The sequence below is a fragment of the Paraburkholderia oxyphila NBRC 105797 genome (assembly GCF_000685075.1).
Classification (GTDB): domain Bacteria; phylum Pseudomonadota; class Gammaproteobacteria; order Burkholderiales; family Burkholderiaceae; genus Paraburkholderia; species Paraburkholderia oxyphila.
The window spans coordinates 1-18,720 of the sequence record NZ_BAYD01000120.1 but is presented as its reverse complement, the minus strand read 5'-3'; the positions used below and the strand labels follow the sequence as shown (position 1 = coordinate 18,720).

Here is an 18,720-nt window from a genome sequence, read left to right as displayed (position 1 = left end):
AATGTGGCGTAATGCGGGCGCGTTGCCTCGCGCGCCGCGGGGAGGTAACGTTAGGGGGCGTTTCGTTCCCCGGAGCGCACGGTGTATTCTCATTGCCCCGGCCGGTTACGGCTGGGGCTTTTTTTCGACCCGGTTTCAGTCGATGAGCTTGTTGAGCGTGGCGAACTCGATGAGTGCCGCCAGCGACGAAACACCGAGCTTGTCGAGCACACGCGTCTTGTAGGTGCTGACCGTCTTGTCGGAGAGGCCGAGTCGCGCCGCCACGCCCTTGTTGCTCATGCCGCGCGCGAGATATTGCAGCACCTCCACCTCGCGCGGCGAGAGCCCGTTGAGCGCCACGTCGCGGCCGCCGCCGCAACTGCCCGCCGGGAAGCAGTCGTAGCCGAGCAGCACCGCCTTCACCACGCCGCACAGCTCTTCCACGCCGCGGCTCTTGCTCACGTAGCCGTTTGCGCCCGCGATGCGGGTGTGATTCGCCATGACCTGCTCCGGCTTCGCCGAGAGCACGAGGATGCGCGTGGCGGATTGCCTCGCGCGGATGCCGCGAATGACCGAGAGGCCGTCCAGCTTCGGTAATTCGAGATCCAGAATAACGAGATCGGGCTGTAATTCGTGCACGACGCGCAGGCCCTCTTCGCCGTCGCTGCATTCGCCCACCAGTTCGTACTCCGTATGCAGGACGTTGGCGAGCATCTTGAGGACGATGGGATGATCATCGATTACCACGATGCGCTTCATTTTTTGTTCCATTGTAAAGGGCGTGATCCGATGTGCCTCGCGGCACGAGAATGACAGCCTGAATGACCCCCTTACCTTTGTGTATAGGAAAGTTCTGAAACGATCCCGTCCGATTGACAAGGGTTAACCCGTTCCGCATAAATTTGAGCCTAACTAACGCGTGAATTAGACTGGATCAATGAATGCACGCCGCGCCACTGCTGCACCGCCGCCCCCACCCGCCGCGATCGGGACCCATAAGCCGCGCGGGCGCCGCCGTACCGACGCCGAGCTCGACATGCGCGAGCGGCTGCTGGCCTGCGCGACCCAGCTGTTCGCCGAGCAGGGCATCGCCGCCACGACCATGGCGCAGATCGCCGCCGCCGCAGGCGTGACGTCGGCCATGGTCCACTACTACTTCATCAATCGAGAAAGACTGCTCGACGCCGTCGTCGAGGAGCGCATCGCGCGCTCCATCGCCTATGTGTGGGCCAGCGCGGACAGCGAGGCCGCCGCCGACCCGCATGCGCTCGTGCAGGAGCTCATCGCGCGGCTCTTCGAAGTCACCGGGCAGTTGCCGTGGCTGCCGCCGCTATGGCTGCGCGAAATCGTCAACGAAGGCGGCCTGCTGCGCGAGCGCATGCTCAAGCGCCTGCCCATCGAGCAACTGCAACGATTCGTTATCCATATCGGCGACGCGCAGCGCGAGGGCGCGGTCAATCCCGATCTGGAAGCGCCACTGCTCTTCATGTCGATCCTCGCGCTCGTCATGCTGCCGCTCGCCACCTCGAAGCTCTGGCAGAACACGCGCGGCTTGCCGAAGATCGAACGCAACGCGCTGCGCCGCCATGTCACCGCGCTGCTCGCCGGAGCCATGCGGGCACCGGCGCCCCTAATGGGCGTCGCGCGCGACGCCACGCCTGCGCCGGTGAGCATGCCGGTGCAGGCGCGCAAGCGTCGCGCCCGAGGGAGGGCATCATGAGCGGGCGGATCCAGCATGCTGGTGAAACGTCCCGGATTCCTGAGCATCCGCGCGGCGACGCCTTGCCGGAGCGCGCCGCTGTGCGCGCGATCGGCCCCGCAACCGTGTCCGCGCTCATCGTCATCGTTAGCCTGGCCGCGCTCAGCGCGTGCTCGCGCCAGCAACCGGACGTCTGGCAAGGCTATGTCGAAGGCGAATACGTCTACCTGGCCTCCTCGCAATCCGGCACGCTCGCCGAACTCGACGTCCAGCGCGGCCAGTCGGTCGCCGCCTCGGCCCCCGTCTTCGCGCTCGAATCCGTCGACGAGACCGCCGCGCGCGACGAAGCGCGCCACCGTCTCACCGCCGCGCAGGCGCAGCTCGCGGACCTGCAGACCGGCAAGCGCCCGCCCGAGGTTCGCGTGACCGAAGCGCAGCTCGCGCAGGCCGAGGCCACCGCACGCAAGGCGGCGCTCCAGCTCACGCGCGACGAAACGCAGCTGCGCGCGGGCGGCATCGCGCAGGCGCAGCTCGACGACTCGCGCGCGCAGGCCGCATCGAGCGCCGCGCAGGTTCGCGAGTTGCAGAATCAGGTGCGTGTCGCGAATCTGCCGGGGCGCGTGGCGCAGATCGCGGCCCAGGCCGCCGAAGTCGACGCGGCGCAGGCAACGCTCGCCCAGGCGCAATGGAAGCTCGATCAGAAGCGCGTGGCCGCGCCGGCCGCGGGGCTCGTCTACGACACGCTGTATCGCGTGGGCGAATGGGTCCAGGCCGGCAGCCCGGTCGTCCAGATGCTGCCGCCGCAGAACGTCAAGCTGCGCTTTTTCGTGCCCGAGACCGTCGTGGGCTCGCTCGCGCCGGGGCGCAAGATACTCGTGCACTGCGACGGCTGCGCCGCGGACGTGCCCGCCACCATCACCTGGGTCTCGAACGCCGCCGAATACACGCCGCCCGTCATCTACAGCAACGAGCAACGCGCAAAGCTCGTCTTCATGATCGAGGCGCACCCGGCCGCGCAGGACGCCGCAAAGCTCCATCCAGGCCAGCCGGTGGAGGTGCGGCTGCAATGAGCGCAACGGGCGCCAATATGGGCAACGACATGGGCAACGGCGCGGGCAACGACAACACCCCGCCGCACGATGGTCCGCGCTACGCGATCGACGTGCACAATCTCAACAAGCATTTCGGCGACAAGCACGTGGTCAACGACGTCTCGCTGCAAGTCGCGCCCGGCGAGATCTTCGGCTTTCTCGGCCCGAACGGCAGCGGCAAGACCACGTCGATCCGCCTCATGTGCGGCCTGCTCACGCCCGATTCGGGCTCGGGCACCTGTCTCGGCTACGACATCGTGCGCGAGAGCGCGCAGATCAAGCGGCGCGTGGGCTACATGACGCAGCGCTTTTCGTACTGGGACGACCTCACGATTCGCGAGAATCTCGACTTCGTGGCGCGCATCTACCGTATGCCGAAACGGCGCGAATGCGTCGATCGCGCGCTCGAATCGCTCGGCCTCGCGAGTCGCGCGAACCAGCTCACCGGCGCGCTCTCGGGCGGATGGAAGCAGCGTCTCGCGCTCGCCGCCTGCATGCTGCACGAGCCGCAGTTGCTGCTGCTCGACGAGCCCACGGCGGGCGTCGATCCCAACGCGCGGCGCGACTTCTGGGAGGAGCTGCACCGGCTCGCGGCGCATGGCATCTCCGTGCTCGTGAGCACGCACTACATGGACGAGGCGGAGCGCTGCCACAAGCTCGCCTATATCGCCTATGGCAAGCTGCTCGCGCAGGGCACCGCCGCCGAGGTGATTGCCTCGCAAGACCTCCAAACATGGGCGATCCACGGCGAGCAGCTCACCGCGCTTTCGACGCAACTGCGCGCCCTGCCGGGCGTCGATCAAACCGTGGTGTTCGGCACCGTGCTGCACGCGAGCGGACGCGATCACGCAGCGCTCGCGGCCGCGATCGAGCGCGTAGTCTCCGGCACATCGTTGCGCGCGCAACGTATCGACACTGGCCTGGAGGATGTCTTCATCTACTTGATGAGCCACACCAGCGACAACTACGGAGGCGCCGCCTGATGTTCAAGCTGAACCTCGCGTTCTCCGTGTCGCGCTGGTGGAGCATCGTGCTCAAGGAGTTCCTGCAGCTCAAGCGCGACCGCGTGACGTTCGCGATGATCGTCGGCTTGCCGATCATCCAGCTCACGCTGTTCGGCTACGCGATCAACACCGATCCGAAGCATCTGCCCACGGCCATCGTCGTGAGCGACGACAGCCCCTTCTCGCGCAGCTTCGTGGCGGGCATGAAGAATTCGGACTATTTCGACGTGGTCGAAACCCTGCCCGACGAAGCCTCGGCACGGCATGCGCTCGCACGCGGCAGCGTGCAGTTCGTGCTCAGCATTCCCGTCGATTTCTCGCGGCGCCTGCTGCGTGGCGAACGGCCTTCGCTGCTCGTCGAGGCGGACGCGACGGATCCCACCGCCATCACCACGGCGCTAGCTGCGCTGCCGGGCCTCATCGCCCCCGCGGCCGCCAAGGACCTGACCGGGCCGCTCGCGCATCTGAACGGCGCGCCCGCCGCCTTCGACGTGCAGGTCCACCGCCTCTACAACCCCGAAGGCATCACGCAGTACAACGTCGTGCCGGGCCTCATGGGCGTGATCCTCACGCTGACGATGGTGATGATGACGGGCCTCGCGATCACGCGCGAACGCGAACGGGGCACGATGGAAAACCTGCTCGCCATGCCCGTGCTGCCGATCGAGGTCATGACCGGCAAGATCGTGCCCTACGTGGCGATCGGCCTCGTGCAGGCGACCATCATCGTGCTCGCCGCGCGCTTCGTGTTCGATGTGCCGTTCGCGGGCAGCCTCGTGGCGCTCTATCTCTCGGCACTGCTGTTCATCGCCGCGAATCTCACCGTGGGCATCACGCTCTCCTCGCTCGCGCAGAACCAGTTGCAGGCCATGCAGCTCGCCGTGTTCTATTTCCTGCCGAACCTGCTGCTCTCGGGCTTCATGTTTCCGTTCGCGGGCATGCCGATCTGGGCGCAACGGATCGGCGACCTGCTGCCGCTCACCTACTTCAACCGGCTCGTGCGCGGCGTTCTGCTCAAGGGCAACGGCTGGGCCGATCTGTGGCCTTCCGTGTGGCCGCTCGCCGTCTTCGCGGCGGTCGTGATGGCGATCGCGGTGCGCTTCTACCGGCGCACGCTGGATTAGGGCCGCGATCATGAAGCGCGATGCACCGCCGCCCGTGCCCCTCGTATCCGCGACTTTGTGCGCGCCACTGCGGGCCCTCGCGCCTACGCTGTTGCTAACCACGGCGCTCGCGGGCTGCACCGTTGGCCCGGACTTCCATGCGCCGGCCGCGCCGCAGGCGTCAAGCTACACGCGTGCGCCGCTGCCCGACGCCACGGCCTCTGCGCCCGGGCCGGGCGGCACCGCGCAGACTTTCGCGGCGGTCGCGCAAGCGCCACGCGCGTGGTGGAAGCAGTTCGGCAACCCGGCGCTCGACACGCTCGTGGACGAGGCGCTCCGTTCCAGCCCGACGCTCGATTCCGCGCGCGCGAAGCTCGTCGAGGCGCGCGAGAACTACAACGCGCAGGCAGGCGCGACGCTCTTCCCTTCCGTCGACCTGACGCTCTCCGGCACGCGCCAGAAGGTCGATCTGGCCGCGTTCGGCATCACCCAGGTGCCGAATCCGGCACCATTCACGCTTTACGACGCCTCGGTTAGCGTCTCGTATGTGTTCGACCTGTTCGGCGCCAATCGGCGCGCACGCGAGGCCACGCTCGCGCAAGTCGATTATCAGGAATACGAACTGGAAGCGGCACGGCTCACCGTGGCGGGCAATGTAGTTGCAACCGCAATCCGCCGTGCGGCGCTGAAGAGCGAGATCGACCTCACGCAACGTTTGATCGACGCGCAGACGCGACAGCTCTCGATCATGGAGGCACGGCTCAAGGCCGGCGGCGTCGCGCGGCTCGACGTGCACAGCCAGCGCACGCTGCTCGCGCAAACGCGCGCCACGCTGCCGCCGCTCACCACGCAGCTCGCACAGACCGACCACCAGCTCGCGATCCTGCTGGGTGTGGAGCCCCCCAGCACGGCCTTCGCGGCGCAGCTCGATTCGCTCACGCTCGATGCGCTGCCGCTGCCCGATACGCTCGCGCTCACGCTGCCCTCCACACTCGCGCGCGAGCGGCCCGACATTCGCGCGGCCGAGGCGCTGCTGCATCAGGCGAGCGCGAACGTCGGCGTGGCAACGGCCAACCTCTTTCCGCAGATTTCGATTTCGGCGGGCGTGGGCTCGGAGCGCACGCACGTCGAAGACGTGGTCAGCGGCCTGAACATCTGGAACGTGGGCCTCGGCCTCACGCAGCCGCTCTTTCACGGTGGCGAGCTGCGCGCGAAGCGGCGCGCGGCGCAGGCCGCCTATGACGCCGCGTTCGCGGACTACAAGCAGACCGTGCTGCAAGCGCTCCAGCAGGTCGCCGACACGCTGCACGCCTTGCAGGACGACGCGCTGGAATTGCAGACCCGCGACGACGCCGCGCGCGAAGCGCAAGCCAGCGCGGCAATCGCACAGGATCGCTACGCGGCAGGCGGCGTAAGCGAATTCGATCTGATCGATGCGCAACGCCAGGCGCTGCAAAGCACCCTCGACCGCACGCGCGCGCAGGCCACGCGGCTCACCGACACGGCGGCGCTCTATCAGGCGCTGGGCGGCGCGGCGTTGCCCGACGAAGCGGCGCGCTAGCGAGGCGCACTCGCGCCTGATGGCCGATCGCAGCATTACAAATGACCAACAGCACGCGAGCCGCTCGCCCGCCGGCGCCCGTCAATGCGCAACAAGCGCCTTCGCCAGGCGGCAACCATTGATTCACGCGGCAACTGGCCGTTTGCTTTCGCTTGCAGACGCGCTGCGCGACAATGAAGCTCCCCCCTGTTCCATCCGCAATCATCCGTCCACGAGAGTCACGCATGAATCAGGCATCACGTTCCCCCGCCCAGGCTGAGCAACAGGGCACGCACGCGCCCACGCCCAACGAGATCGTCGCGGCCGACGCGCTCGCGCTCTCGCAATGGATCCGGCTTCGCAAGGTCTCCTGCCGCGAAGTGATGAGCGCCTTCCTCGACCACATCGAGCGTGTGAACACGCCGGCCAACGCCATCGTCTCGTTGCGCGAGCGCGCTGCGCTGCTAGCCGAGGCCGGCGAACGCGACGCCCAGCTCGCGCGCGGGGAATACCTCGGCTGGCTGCACGGCATCCCGCAGGCGCCCAAGGACCTCACGGCAACGGCCGGCATCCCCTCCACGCAATGCTCGCCGATCTTCCGCGACGAAGTGCCGAAAGCCGATGCGCTCGTGGCCGCGCGCATGCGCGCGCAAGGCGCCATCTTCATCGGCAAGACCAATTCGCCGGAGTTCGGCCTGGGCTCGCACACCTACAACCAGGTATTCGGCACCACGCTCAACGCTTACGACCCCACGCGCAGCGCGGGTGGCAGCAGCGGCGGCACGGCCGTGGCGCTCGCACTTCGCATGCTGCCGGTCGCGGACGGCAGCGACATGATGGGGTCGCTCCGCAATCCGGCGGGCTGGAACAACATCTTCGGCTTCCGGCCTTCGCAAGGGCGCGTGCCTTCGGTGCCCGCCGTCGACGCGTTCTACAACCAGCTCGGCTGTGCCGGGCCGATGGGCCGCAGCGTGCCCGACGTGGCCATGCTGCTCTCCACGCAAGCGGGCTACGACGCGCGCGCACCGCTTTCCATTGCTGAAGATCCGGCGCAGTTCACGGGTCCGCTCGCGCGCGATTTCAGCGGGGCACGCATTGGCTGGCTCGGCAATTACGACGGCTATCTGCCAATGGAAGACGGCGTGCTCGCGCTCTGCGAGACCGCGCTCAAGGACTTCGAAACGATCGGTGGCAAGGTCGAGGCCACGCGGCCCGACTATCCGATGGAAAAGCTCTGGGACTGCTGGCGCACGCTGCGCCACTTCTCGGTGGCGGGCACGCTGGGCGCGCTGTATCGCGATCCCGCGAAGCGCGCGCTGCTCAAGCCCGAGGCGCAATGGGAAGTGGAAGGCGGACTAAAGCTCTCGGGTGAGGACGTGTGGAACGCAACGGTCGCGCGCACGCAGTGGTACAACGCGCTGCTCGCGCTGTTCGAGCACTACGACTATCTCGTGCTGCCGAGCGCGCAGATCTTCCCGTTCGATGCGAAGGATCACTGGCCGAAGTCCGTCGCGGGCCGCGCGATGGATACCTATCACCGCTGGATGGAAGTGGTGATCGGCGGCACGCTCGCGGGCCTGCCCGTGATGTGCGTGCCGGCGGGCTTCAATGCGCAGGGGCTGCCGATGGGCCTGCAGGTGATCGGCAAGCCGCACGCCGATCTTTCCGTACTGCAGTTGGGGCATGCCTACGATCAGGCCACGCAGTGGGTGAAGCGGCGCTTGCCCGCAGTGCTCATCGCGTGATGGGCCACGCGGGCGCATGAGCGGCGTCTGAGCCGCGCACGAGGATAAAGCGGCGCGCATGCGCCGCTTTACGTTTCAGGCCTACGCCGCGCGAGCGCGTGGCGTAACGAACAGGAGCATGCGGGGCCACCCCGCATGCTCACGCCCCGCTATTTAAGCCCGAAGTCGACGCGCGTCGTCGCGCCTTTATCGTCGATGCCCTTCGCGTCGAGCTTGGGCGCCACCACGAACACGCGGCTCGGGTCGACCTTGCCTTCGAAGTACTGCTGCACGGCCTGCGCGCGCCGCTGCGCGAGATCGCGCAGCGTGGCGTCGTCCACCGGCGCGTGCTCGGCGAGCGCCTGCTTCATGTCGTCGTCGGGCAGCGTCTTCGTCAAGCCGATCATGTTGCGCGGCTTCTTGAAGTCCGCATCCTTGTAGGCCTTCGTCAGATATTTATCGTATTCCTTCTGATCGACCTGCACCTGCGAGGTATCCACGCTCTCGCCGTTGCCCACCGTGTCCTTCACCTTCTGCAGGCGCACGAGGCGGTCCACGTACGCCTCGCGCAGCGCGGGCGTGTCCACGGCCGGATCGACGCGGCCGATCAGATCGATCTTGATCGACGGCTTGTCATCGAGCGCCTTCGCGATCGTGTCGAGCTTCTTGTTGTCGGTGTCGGTGAGCGTGGCCGTGCCCGGCGCGAATTCCACGTAGCCGAGTTCCTCGCCACCGCCGCCGAATGCGTTCGCGAGCAGCGAGAACGGCGCGGTCACGGCCTTCGCGATCAGGTTCAGGACCGCCTTCCAGATCAGGCCGCCCAGGCTGAACTCGGGGTTCGAGAGCGAGCCCGACACCGGAATGTTCACGTCGATCTCGCCGCGCCGGTTCTTGAGCAGCGAAATCGCGAGACGCACGGGCAACTTCGTCGCGGTGTCGTTCTCGACGTGATCACCGAACGTGAGCTGGTCGATGAAAATATGGTTGATGGCCGAGAGCTGGTCGTTCGCGAGCTGATAGTGCAAGTCGACGTTGAGCTTGCCCTTCGTGATCGGATAGCCCGCATATTTCGCCGAATACGGGGTGAGATTCGTGAGCTCGATGTCGTGCGCGCTCGCGGTGATGTCGAGCGCGGGCTTGTCGATGAGCGGATTCACGTTGCCCTTGATCGTGATGGGCCCGTTCGCCGCGAGCTTGGCCGAAACGTCGACGGGCGCAGGCGTGGTCGACTCGGTGCCGAACGCGCCCACCGTGCCCTGGATCTGCACGAGGTCGGCGCTGTAGTTCGGCTTGATGAAGTTGTCGGTGTAGGTCACGCGGCCGCCCTGCAGCACGAGCTCGCCGAAGTGCAGGCGCACCGGATGCTTGGGCGGCTGCGCGGCGGTCACCGTTGCCGGAGCCGAGGCCGGAGCGGGCGCCGAGGCCGTCTGCACCGGCGCGCTCGCCGCCTGCGGCGTGAGCGGCACCGGCTCGTGGCCACTCGTGTCGCGCGTGAGCGACTGCGCTTGCCCGCTCTGGTGCGCCACCACGTCCTTGAGATTGAGCTTGCCTTGCGCGTCGAGCAGCACGCGCCCATAGAAGCCGGCGAAGGTCACGCGGCTCGCATCCACGTCGGTGCCGCGCGCGTCGTCGTAACTCGCCTTCAGGTTCGAGAGCGCCAGCGACCGCCAGCCCGCGAACGGGTCGGACGTCGCCTTGTCGAGCATGCGCACGTCCACGAGCGCCGCGTCGCCGCGATAGTTCGCCTTGAGCGCCTTGCCCTGCTCGACCGCGAGCTGCCCCTTCATGTTGAGCAGCGCGCTCGCGATCACCGCGTTCAGTTCGCTGCCGAAGTACGGCTCGAACGCAGCGGCGTCGAGCCGGTTCGCGTCGATCTTCAACTGCGCCTTCAGTGGCGTGGGGTTCACGTCGCCATTGAGCGCGAGCGTGCCCTTCTTGTTGACGGTGGCCTTCAGGTCGATGGGCAACGCGTGTTTCATGTCGTCGCTGATCTGCTGGATCTTCAGGTCGAGCGGCGCAACGGCAAGCTTGACCGGGCGCGGCGTGGTGCTGTCCGTGAAGTTGACCGAGCCGCCGCTCACGCTCACGGAGTCGATCTTGTAGTGCCACGCCGGGCCTTCCTTGACCGACTTCTGCGCCGCGTGGATGGCCGTGCGCTCGGGCGCGGCCTCGTGGCCGCCCGCGAGCTGCATGAGGTCGATCTTGCCGTCCTTCGTGCGCTCGACGTTGATGGCAAGGCCATTCGCGTCCACCGAGGCAATCTGCGCCGTGCGCGCCGCGAGATCGACCTGGGTCACCTGGACCGTGCCCTTCGCGAGCGCCACGGCCGTCGTCTTCGAGCCGCGTGCGGCGAGCTTGAGCCCATCGAGATTCAGCGTGCTCGCGCCCACCTGCACGGCGGCCGGCTGCTGCGCCCAGTCCGCCTTGATGGCCGAGTCGAGGCTCAGCTTGCCGTCCTGAATCTGCGCGGCCGTCACGTTGTCGAGATACGGCTGCAGTTGCGGCAGCATCACGGCATTCAAGGCGATCTTCGCGTCGGCGCTCTTCGCGGCGAGGCCGAACGTGCCCGAGGCCTGCACCGTGCCGCCGTCCTGCGCGCTCAGCGAGAGGTTATAGGTGGCGGGCGCTTTGGCCACCGTCGAAAAGTTAGCAAGCGTCGTGGCGATCTTGCTCAGGTCCAGCTCCACCGGCCGGGACGCCGCTTCGTCGTGCACGTGGACCGTGCCATCCGTGATCGCGAACTGGCGGATCGACAGGTCGAGCGGCGGCGCCTTCTCCGCTTCTGCGGGCGCGGCCTGTGCGCCCGAAGCCTCAGGCGGAACAGCCGCGGCGGCGCTCGCGGCGCCTTTTTGCTCGCTCGTCTGCGCGCCGTTTTCCTTTGCGCTGGACGCCTGCGCTTCGGCCTTCGCCGCCGGCGCGCCGGCCAGCTTCTCGACGTTCAGCACGCCCGCCTTGTCGCGCACGATCCAGGCCGTGGGCGCGTCGATACGGATCGCGTCGAAGCGATAGACATTGCTGAACGGCTCGAGCGACGCCGCCGCCACATGCAGGCCGCGCGCGCCGAACAGCGGCGCGTTGGCGTTGTCGGTGGCGTCGACGTCGTTGAGGTCGGTCGTCCCCGAAACGCGCAGCGTGGGCTTCTCGCCCGACATCACGAAGTCGAGCTTGAGGTTGGTCGAGAGCTTGCCGCTCTTGAGCGCGACCGGCAACCTGGTGGGCGCATAGGTGAGCAGCTTCGGCACGTCGAGATCGGTGAGGCGCAGCTCGATCTCCGATTCGCGCGACGCGGCGAACGGCTTGGTCTTGCCGTCGAGGGCGAGCGTGCTGGCGCCGTCGATGCGCGCGCGCAGCATCGGCTGAACGAAGATATCGGTCTTCGAAGCCAGCGTCGCGATGAACGGAATGCCGAGCGACCAGCGGTCGATTACGTGCTTTTCGTTGAGCAGGCGGTCATCGAAGGTGATCTGGCCGTTCTCGATCTGGATGTTCGAGACCGAGAACTGCGCGGGCTGCTTGCTCGGCTTTTCGGAAGGCTTCGCGAACTTCTCGATGAGGTCCGTGAAGTTGAAGCGCTGCGCGTCGAGCCGCACGATGGTCGCGCGCGGCGAGTCGAGCCGCACTTCATCGACGATGGGCGCCGCGCGGAAGATCGACGACCACGACGGCTGCACGACAAGCTTTTCGACATCGAAGAAGTCGCCCTGGCCGCCGCGCTCGCCGATATGCACGCGGTCCGCCTCGAGCCGCAGCGTGTAGGGATTGAGACCGATGCGCGCGATCGTGACGGGTCGGTCGAGCAACTTGCTCAACTGCTGTTCGGCAACGTGGCGGATGAGCGGCGGCGCGGCAAAGAAGCCGAGCAGTCCGAACACCACGAGGAAGATCGCGATGCCCGTGAAGATGCGCCGTGTGCGGGGCGCGCGCGCGACGGCGCGCACCGATTGCAAGGAAGTAGTCAGCGATGTTTTGTTGAGGCTTGCCATGCTTGACGGCCAGTGACGCGGAGAGCAGTTCGCCGCGGTAGTGAAACGAGTTGGCTCTATTCGACTGACGATGAGCCCGACAGCCGGAAGTATAGGTCCGATGCGCGCTTGCGCGGCTGTAAAACGTCGGGGGGTGCGGGTTGTGCGTCGGCGGGCGGGGCCGCCGCGAAGGCGCGCAGAAGGCGCGGTGGAGGATGGCCGCTAAAGCGGTGAGCAATGCGGGCGAGCAATGCGGTGAGCAATGCAATGCGCCGTGCAGCAGCGGACTCGATGTGGCCAGCGCATGACACCATTGCGCCCGCACCATGCAAAAAAAAACGGAGCGTCCTGGACGCTCCGCCGCTTTACCGTTTCGGCAGGGCGGCCTCGCCGCCCCGCGCACGTATCACTGCCGCTCGACCGCCGGCGGCTGCCACGTGCCGTCCGTGGCCTGGGGCTTCGGCGCATACATGCGCAGCACGAGGCGGAAGTCGCCCTTCGGCACCGGCACCCAGTTGGCGCCGCCGCGCGGCCGCTCCGCGCTCACCTGCACGTCGAGCGAGCCATCGCGGTTGCGCCGGGCGCCGTTGCGGTCGCCGAAGGCGACGCGCACGGGCGCGTCGTCGTCGAGCGCGCCATCGGACGTGTAGGCCGTGATCGACCAGAAGCCGCGCACCGGCGGGAGCTGCTTCGCGCTGAAATGAATCACGTAGCGGTTCGCGCCGTTCAGCGTGTGGCCGTCGCTGTCCTGGGCCACGCGCGCACGCGCTTCGTCGCGGCTGGTGGGCAGGCCCGGCGAGGCATAGGCCGCGTAGCCGCGCAACGCGTAGTCGGCGCCGTAATTGCCGGCATCGTCGCCCACCCAGAGCCAGCCGTTGCCGGCCAGCAGGTTCGAAGGCGGCGTAGCCACGCGCGCGCGGCCGTCGGCGAAGCCCGCGTTCACGACGGCGGCATCCTTCGCGCCGGTCGGCAGTTGCGCCGGATCGCCGGGATGCACGCCGATGTCGCCGAGAATCTTGAGCGCGTGCGCGTCGTCGGGCTCCGGCGCGTTGTCCTCCAGCGCGAGCGCGAGGCGGTCGAAGAAGCCCTTGGCGTCGAGCGCGGCGATCTGCGCGGCCGGCGTGCCTGTCGCGACGGGGTCGCCGGCGAGGCTCGCGCCCGTTTGCGGGTCCGCCTGCGCAACGCGCTGGCCGCGCGCATCCCAGGCGGAAAGCGGCGCCACGCGGATGCCGCGCTGCAGACGGCGCGCGCTCGCGAGATCGCCGCCGCCGCGCGTCTCGATGCGCGCGAGGAACCAGACGTAGCGCGTGCTCACCTCGACGCGCTGCGCGCGCGCGGGCAGCGCGCCCTTCCAGCCGGCGGGCACGAACGCAATCGTTTGCGATTTCAGGCCGCTTACGCGCTGGTTGCCTTTCGCGGCCGTCGACCAGAGGACGTTGGTCCACATGTCGAGCGCGCGCGCATCCATATAGCGGCCATGCGAGTCGGGCAGCGCGACGAGCACAGGTTCGCGGCTCACGTCGAGCCAGCCGGACGAGCCGAGCGTGTCGAGATTGGGCTCACGCGGGTTCGAGGCGCCGACGGGCGGCAGCGACTGCGCGTGGCGCAGCGTGTTCGGCGCGGCCTGGCCGGGCGCGCTGCCGGTGGCGGCCTCGCGCGAGATGTCCATCAGCACGAGCGGATAGCCGAACACATAGGAGTCGGACACTTCGTCCTTGACCCAGCCGTTGCTCCTGGGCGCAACGCCTTCGGGCGCCGATGCGCATCCGGCAATGAGGGCGACACCTGCGAGTGCGGCGCAGGCGCGGAAATAAGGAATCATTCGGCGTTTTGTTGTCATTTGTTGATTATGTGCGAAGCGGGCGGTCCATGAGTTGACGTCGACCGGCCTCCGACACCGCGCGCCGGCCCCCCCGGGCCGTGGTCCAATGCGCGCAGCAGGGTGCCAATGCCGCCGGGTGGTATCGTATCGCCGGCGTCAGCCCCTGAAAAGTCTGCTGTACGTAATTCTCCGTTGTGTCGGGCATCGCCCTTGACCTTCCCATGATGGGAACGTAGATACTGCGTAAGGTCGAATAGTTCTCTCGCGCTTGCGCGTCATCATCATGAACGATCCCCTCGTTGCCGAAACTGCCGAGCGCGCCGGACGCCGCGTGGCGGAGCTCGAAATCCGCGGCATGACCTGCGCCTCGTGCGCCATGCGTGTCGAGAAGGCGCTCGCGAAAGTGCCGGGCGTGACGCGGGCGTCGGTCAATCTCGCCACGGAAAAAGCCACCGTCGAGGCCCGCGCCGAAGCCGGCGGCGATGCTGCGAAAGCGCTCACCGCGCAGCTCGTGGCTGCCGTCGAGAAGGCGGGCTACGCAGCCGAACCCATCGTGGACGCCGGCGCCGAGGCATCCGCCGATGCAGGCCCTTCGGCCGCCGCCGCCCAGACCGCGAGCTTCGCCATTGGCGGCATGACCTGCGCGGCCTGCGCGAACCGTGTCGAGAAAGTCCTCGCGCGCGTGCCGGGCGTGGCAAGTGCCACCGTCAACCTCGCCACCGAAAACGCCGCGGTGCGGCTCGAAGCGCCCGTCGATGACGCCATGCGCGAGCGCCTCGTTGCCGCCGTGCAGAAGGCCGGCTACGAGGCCACGCCGCTCATCGAGGATGGGCATGCCACCGCAACGACCGGCGTAACCGATGCAAGCGCTGCAACCGGCACGGCGAACACGAGCACAACGGGCGCCGCCCCATCGCGCGCCGCCGCGGCGCAGGACGCCGCACGCCGCGAGTTGCGCGCGGTGCTGGCGGCCGCCGTGCTCACCACGCCGCTCGTCGTGCCGATGTTCGGCCACTGGCTCGGCTTGCACTGGATGCTGCCGGCCGTGGCCCAGCTGGCGCTCGCCTCGATCGTCCAGTTCGGCTTCGGCGCGCGCTTCTATCGCGCCGCCTGGAAGGCCGTGCGCGCGGGCGCCGGCAACATGGACCTGCTGGTCGCGCTCGGCACCTCGGCGGCATGGGGCGTGAGCGTCTACGCGATGCTCGCGCATCCCGGCGACGCCGCGCATCTGTACTTCGAAGCCTCGGCGGTCGTCATCACGCTGGTGCGCTTCGGCAAGTGGCTCGAAGCACGCGCGAAGCGCCAGACCACGGACGCGATCCGCGCGCTCAACGCGCTGCGCCCCGAGCGCGCGCGCATCCGCGAAAACGGCGCGGAGCGCGAGGTGCCGCTCGCGCAGGTGCGCGTGGGCGCCGTGGTGGTGGTGCGGCCGGGCGAGCGCGTGCCCACCGATGGTGTGGTGCTCGAAGGCCGCAGCCACATCGACGAATCGCTCATCACCGGCGAAAGCCTGCCCGTGCCGAAGGCCCCCGACGACGCCGTCACCGCCGGCTCCATCAACGGCGAAGGGCTCGTGGCTGTGCGCACGACCGCCATCGGCGCGGAAACGACGCTCGCGCGCATCATCCGCCTCGTGGAAAGCGCCCAGGCCGAGAAGGCGCCCATCCAGCGTCTGGTCGACCGCGTGAGCGCCGTGTTCGTGCCCGCGATTCTCGTGATCGCGGCCATCACGCTGGGCGGCTGGCTGCTCGCGGGCGCGAGCGCCGAAACCGCGATCCTCAACGCCGTGGCCGTGCTCGTGATTGCCTGCCCGTGCGCGCTCGGCCTCGCCACCCCCGCCGCGATCATGGCCGGCACTGGCGTGGCCGCGCGCCACGGCGTGCTGATCAAGGACGCCGAAGCGCTGGAAACGGCGCACGACGTGAGCGTCGTGGCCTTCGACAAGACCGGCACGCTGACGCTCGGCCAGCCCTCGCTCACGGCGTTCGAGACGGCCGGCGGCATCGCGCGCGCCGACGCGCTGATGCTTGCCGCCGCCGTGCAGCAGCACAGCGACCATCCGCTCGCGAAGGCCGTGGTGAAAGCGTTCGGAGACCAGCCCTCCGGCGTGGCCGCTGTGGCGCTGCCCGCCGCCGCGCATGCGCGCGCGGTGCCCGGACGCGGCGTGCAGGCCGAGGTGGACGGCCGGCCTCTCGCGATCGGCAGCGCGCACTGGGTCGCGGAACTCGCGCTCGCCGTGCCGCCCGCACTCGCGGCGCGCGCACAGGCGCTCGAAGCCGAAGGCAACACGGTGTCCTGGCTGATGGGCGCGTCCATTGGCGCAACCGGCCACGCACTGGCTCAAAGCGCGCACGGCGCGCAGCCCGATTCGACGCACGAGGTACTCGCGCTGCTCGCCTTCGGCGACACGGTGAAGCCCACCGCGCGCGAGGCCGTGGCGCGCCTGAAGGTGATGGGCATCCGCAGCGTGCTCGTGACCGGCGACAACGCGGGCAGCGCGCGCGCCGTGGCGGCGCAGCTCGGCATCGACGAGATTCATGCGCAAGTGCTGCCCGACGACAAGGCGCGCACGATCCGCGACCTGAAGATCCGCACCGGCGCCGTGGTCGCGATGGCCGGCGACGGCATCAACGACGCGCCCGCGCTGGCCGCCGCCGACATCGGCATCGCCATGGCCACGGGCACCGACGTGGCCATGCATGCGGCCGGCATCACGCTCATGCGCGGCGACCCCGCGCTCGTGGCCGCCGCCATCGACATCTCGCGGCGCACGTGGCGCAAGATCCAGCAGAACCTGTTCTGGGCGTTCGTCTACAACCTGATCGGGGTTCCGCTTGCGGCCTTCGGGCTCCTGAACCCCATGCTCGCGGGCGCCGCCATGGCGTTTTCGAGCGTCAGCGTGGTGACCAACGCGCTCTTGTTGCGCACCTGGCGCGAGCGCCGTTGATCCGGCCATTGTCGCTGCCACACTCCGGGGGCGCACCATGAAAAAGCCGGACGGCGCATGACGCGCCGTCCGGCTTTTTCATCGGCTCGCGGGCCGCGCTGGTGGCCCGCACGAGCCCGCCAGCCAGCGCCAGCGAATCGGTTATTGCACGATGGTCGCACTTTGCACGAGCGACTTCACGAGCTTGGCCGCGCCCGCATCCATCGATTCCGCAATGATCTGGCGGCGAATCTGATCCTTCACGTCGCTGTACGCCTGCACTTTCATGGGACGCTTGTCTTCGAGCCTGACGACCACCCAGGCCTGGCCCGACTGCACCGGTTGCGGCGCCACGCCGCCCACCGGCAACTGCGCGAGCATCCGCGCAACGTCCACCGGCACGCCGCGCGTCTTGCCCGCGACCACTGGCGTCTTGAAGCTCACCCACGGCATTTCGCCGCCGTTCTCCTTCGAGGGCACGATGCTGTACTTGCGCGCGAGCGCATCGAACGGCTGGCCGGCCCTGGCCTGCGCAATCACGTCCTTCGCCACCGCCTGGTCGGCGAGCACGACGAACTGCGGCTTGTACTCGTATTTGCCGAGCTCAGTGTTCACGCTGTCATAGCGCGCCCGGATCTGGCGCTCGGTCGGCTCGGGCGCGTGCACGTTGTCCTGCAGCCACGACTGGATCTCGACGTCCACCTTCTGGTCTTCGGCCGCCTGAGCCACCTCGGGGCGCTGGTCGTAATGCGCGCGCACCGCCTGCTGGCGCAGCACTTCGCGGATGATCAACTGCTGCTTGATCGCCGCGCGCAACTGCGGCGTATCGACGTCGCTGCCGCGGCTCACCGCCGTGCGCACCGCGTCTTCCATCGCGGACTGCGGAATCTGCACGCCGTTGACCACGGCCACCGCCCCGGCGGGCAAGCCCTGGGCGTCAGTGGGCGAGGTCTGGGGTGCGGAGGCAGGGAGATCCTGGGCGTGCGCGAGAGCAGGCAGCGCTGCGTTCAACGCAACCGAAACAATGGCGCTCGCGCACAACGTGCGGATCAGGGGGGACATGCGGGACATCTCGATTCACTCCAATGGGTCAGGCCGGCTGGCCCGCCGCGCATTATCGCCTGCTCGAGCCAAAAAAAGCCGAAACGCCGGAATCTAGCCGATGTTTCGGCAACCGGTCGTCAATTCTTGTCAGAAGCGCGGGGAAATCTGCCCTCGCCTTGACGCATATCAGCACAAAAAACGGCCCGCTCCGTGGCCGCAAGCGCAATTCGCTTCAGGATCAACACCTTGGCGCGGATGCGGACAGGTTGTCCACAGGCCTTTCCACGAAATCTGTGGATAGTTTCGGCTCGCAGCGCAAGACCCTTACAAGCACATCTTCTATTTAGATTCAGTAAGTTAGATGTTTATACGCTGGATTCGGCGCTCGCTAGAATCCGGCCGTGGCATTTGTTGTGTGGGGAATATCTTGGGGAAAATCGTTCACAAACCATCAGCGAACGGATGTTGCTCGGGCTGCGCGCTACGGACGATGGCCGCACCCTGACCAACGGCACCGGCCTGTCGGACAGGGTGCAGACAGGCAAGAAACGTATCAGCGTCCACTTCCGCTACCGCTATCGTTTCGACGGCAACGACCGGGAGATGCCGCTGGGTGCACTCGACTCTATCCGTTCAAGATTCGATGCAACGAAGCTGTCTCCGTTTGGCTCCTGTCGCATTCATTCTCGGCGCGACATGCCGAAGGCGACTCAGCTTCGGCTGGTTGGTTCGTCATGCAAAATTATCCAGGCGACTCGTAAGGCTGACGTGGCACCGTTGTTGTGCGTCAAGGTTTCCGGTGTCTATACGTCCTTGGGTGCCCGAT

At 67.7% G+C, this 18,720-nt stretch carries 12 protein-coding genes; 8 read left to right on the top strand and 4 right to left on the bottom strand.

Annotation, left to right across the window (positions count from 1 at the left end; genetic code table 11):
• Window positions 1-135: 135 nt before the first annotated feature.
• Window positions 136-738 (bottom strand): response regulator transcription factor, encoded by a 603-nt coding sequence (locus BO1_RS41175; RefSeq protein WP_028222556.1) that lies wholly within the window; start codon window positions 736-738, stop codon window positions 136-138.
• A gap of 178 nt (window positions 739-916) precedes the next feature.
• On the opposite strand from BO1_RS41175, the gene BO1_RS54955 reads away from it, so the two are divergent.
• From BO1_RS54955 to BO1_RS41145, 6 genes are all read left to right on the top strand, one after another.
• On the top strand, window positions 917-1,699 hold the full coding sequence (locus BO1_RS54955) for a TetR/AcrR family transcriptional regulator (protein ID WP_063744749.1): 783 nt from the start codon (window positions 917-919) through the stop codon (window positions 1,697-1,699).
• Window positions 1,696-2,748 (top strand): HlyD family secretion protein, encoded by a 1,053-nt coding sequence (locus BO1_RS41165; RefSeq protein WP_084688695.1) that lies wholly within the window; start codon window positions 1,696-1,698, stop codon window positions 2,746-2,748. The genes BO1_RS54955 and BO1_RS41165 overlap by 4 nt, the downstream gene beginning before the upstream one ends.
• A gap of 29 nt (window positions 2,749-2,777) precedes the next feature.
• On the top strand, window positions 2,778-3,752 hold the full coding sequence (locus BO1_RS41160; RefSeq protein ID WP_043288724.1) for an ABC transporter ATP-binding protein: 975 nt from the start codon (window positions 2,778-2,780) through the stop codon (window positions 3,750-3,752).
• Entirely contained in the window at window positions 3,752-4,897 is a 1,146-nt protein-coding gene (locus BO1_RS41155; protein WP_174490634.1) for an ABC transporter permease, read from the top strand. Before BO1_RS41160 ends, BO1_RS41155 begins: the two co-directional genes overlap by 1 nt.
• A gap of 10 nt (window positions 4,898-4,907) precedes the next feature.
• Entirely contained in the window at window positions 4,908-6,437 is a 1,530-nt protein-coding gene (locus BO1_RS41150) for an efflux transporter outer membrane subunit (RefSeq protein ID WP_084688694.1), read from the top strand.
• Between the two features lie 224 nt (window positions 6,438-6,661).
• Window positions 6,662-8,161: an amidase gene (locus BO1_RS41145; RefSeq protein ID WP_084688692.1), complete on the top strand. Its 1,500-nt coding sequence runs from the start codon at window positions 6,662-6,664 to the stop codon at window positions 8,159-8,161.
• 149 nt (window positions 8,162-8,310) lie between these two features.
• On the opposite strand, the gene BO1_RS41140 is transcribed toward BO1_RS41145, so the two are convergent.
• On the bottom strand, window positions 8,311-12,123 hold the full coding sequence (locus BO1_RS41140; protein WP_028222550.1) for a DUF748 domain-containing protein: 3,813 nt from the start codon (window positions 12,121-12,123) through the stop codon (window positions 8,311-8,313).
• Window positions 12,124-12,508: 385 nt separating this feature from the next.
• Window positions 12,509-13,924, bottom strand: a complete 1,416-nt coding sequence (locus BO1_RS41135; RefSeq protein ID WP_028222549.1) for a DUF1254 domain-containing protein — start codon at window positions 13,922-13,924, stop codon at window positions 12,509-12,511.
• Window positions 13,925-14,207: 283 nt separating this feature from the next.
• Here BO1_RS41135 and BO1_RS41130 point away from each other — a divergent pair, with 283 nt between their 5' ends.
• Window positions 14,208-16,871, top strand: a complete 2,664-nt coding sequence (locus BO1_RS41130) for a heavy metal translocating P-type ATPase (protein ID WP_028222548.1) — start codon at window positions 14,208-14,210, stop codon at window positions 16,869-16,871.
• Window positions 16,872-17,012: 141 nt separating this feature from the next.
• Here the strand turns inward: BO1_RS41130 and BO1_RS41125 are convergent, their stop codons facing one another.
• Entirely contained in the window at window positions 17,013-17,912 is a 900-nt protein-coding gene (locus BO1_RS41125; protein WP_028222547.1) for a peptidylprolyl isomerase, read from the bottom strand.
• A gap of 444 nt (window positions 17,913-18,356) precedes the next feature.
• On the opposite strand from BO1_RS41125, the gene BO1_RS54950 reads away from it, so the two are divergent.
• Window positions 18,357-18,720, top strand: a 364-nt coding sequence (locus BO1_RS54950; protein WP_043288721.1) for a hypothetical protein, incomplete at its 3' end; no start/stop codon positions are given.

Bases quoted from the DNA above. Each gene is read 5' to 3' on its own strand.
- BO1_RS41175 (WP_028222556.1), bottom strand. From the start codon at position 738: ATGAAGCGCATCGTGGTAATCGATGATCATCCCATCGTCCTCAAGATG.
- BO1_RS54955 (WP_063744749.1), top strand. From the start codon at position 917: ATGAATGCACGCCGCGCCACTGCTGCACCGCCGCCCCCACCCGCCGCG.
- BO1_RS41165 (WP_084688695.1), top strand. From the start codon at position 1,696: ATGAGCGGGCGGATCCAGCATGCTGGTGAAACGTCCCGGATTCCTGAG.
- BO1_RS41160 (WP_043288724.1), top strand. From the start codon at position 2,778: ATGGGCAACGGCGCGGGCAACGACAACACCCCGCCGCACGATGGTCCG.
- BO1_RS41155 (WP_174490634.1), top strand. From the start codon at position 3,752: ATGTTCAAGCTGAACCTCGCGTTCTCCGTGTCGCGCTGGTGGAGCATC.
- BO1_RS41150 (WP_084688694.1), top strand. From the start codon at position 4,908: ATGAAGCGCGATGCACCGCCGCCCGTGCCCCTCGTATCCGCGACTTTG.
- BO1_RS41145 (WP_084688692.1), top strand. From the start codon at position 6,662: ATGAATCAGGCATCACGTTCCCCCGCCCAGGCTGAGCAACAGGGCACG.
- BO1_RS41140 (WP_028222550.1), bottom strand. From the start codon at position 12,123: ATGGCAAGCCTCAACAAAACATCGCTGACTACTTCCTTGCAATCGGTG.
- BO1_RS41135 (WP_028222549.1), bottom strand. From the start codon at position 13,924: ATGATTCCTTATTTCCGCGCCTGCGCCGCACTCGCAGGTGTCGCCCTC.
- BO1_RS41130 (WP_028222548.1), top strand. From the start codon at position 14,208: ATGAACGATCCCCTCGTTGCCGAAACTGCCGAGCGCGCCGGACGCCGC.
- BO1_RS41125 (WP_028222547.1), bottom strand. From the start codon at position 17,912: ATGTCCCCCCTGATCCGCACGTTGTGCGCGAGCGCCATTGTTTCGGTT.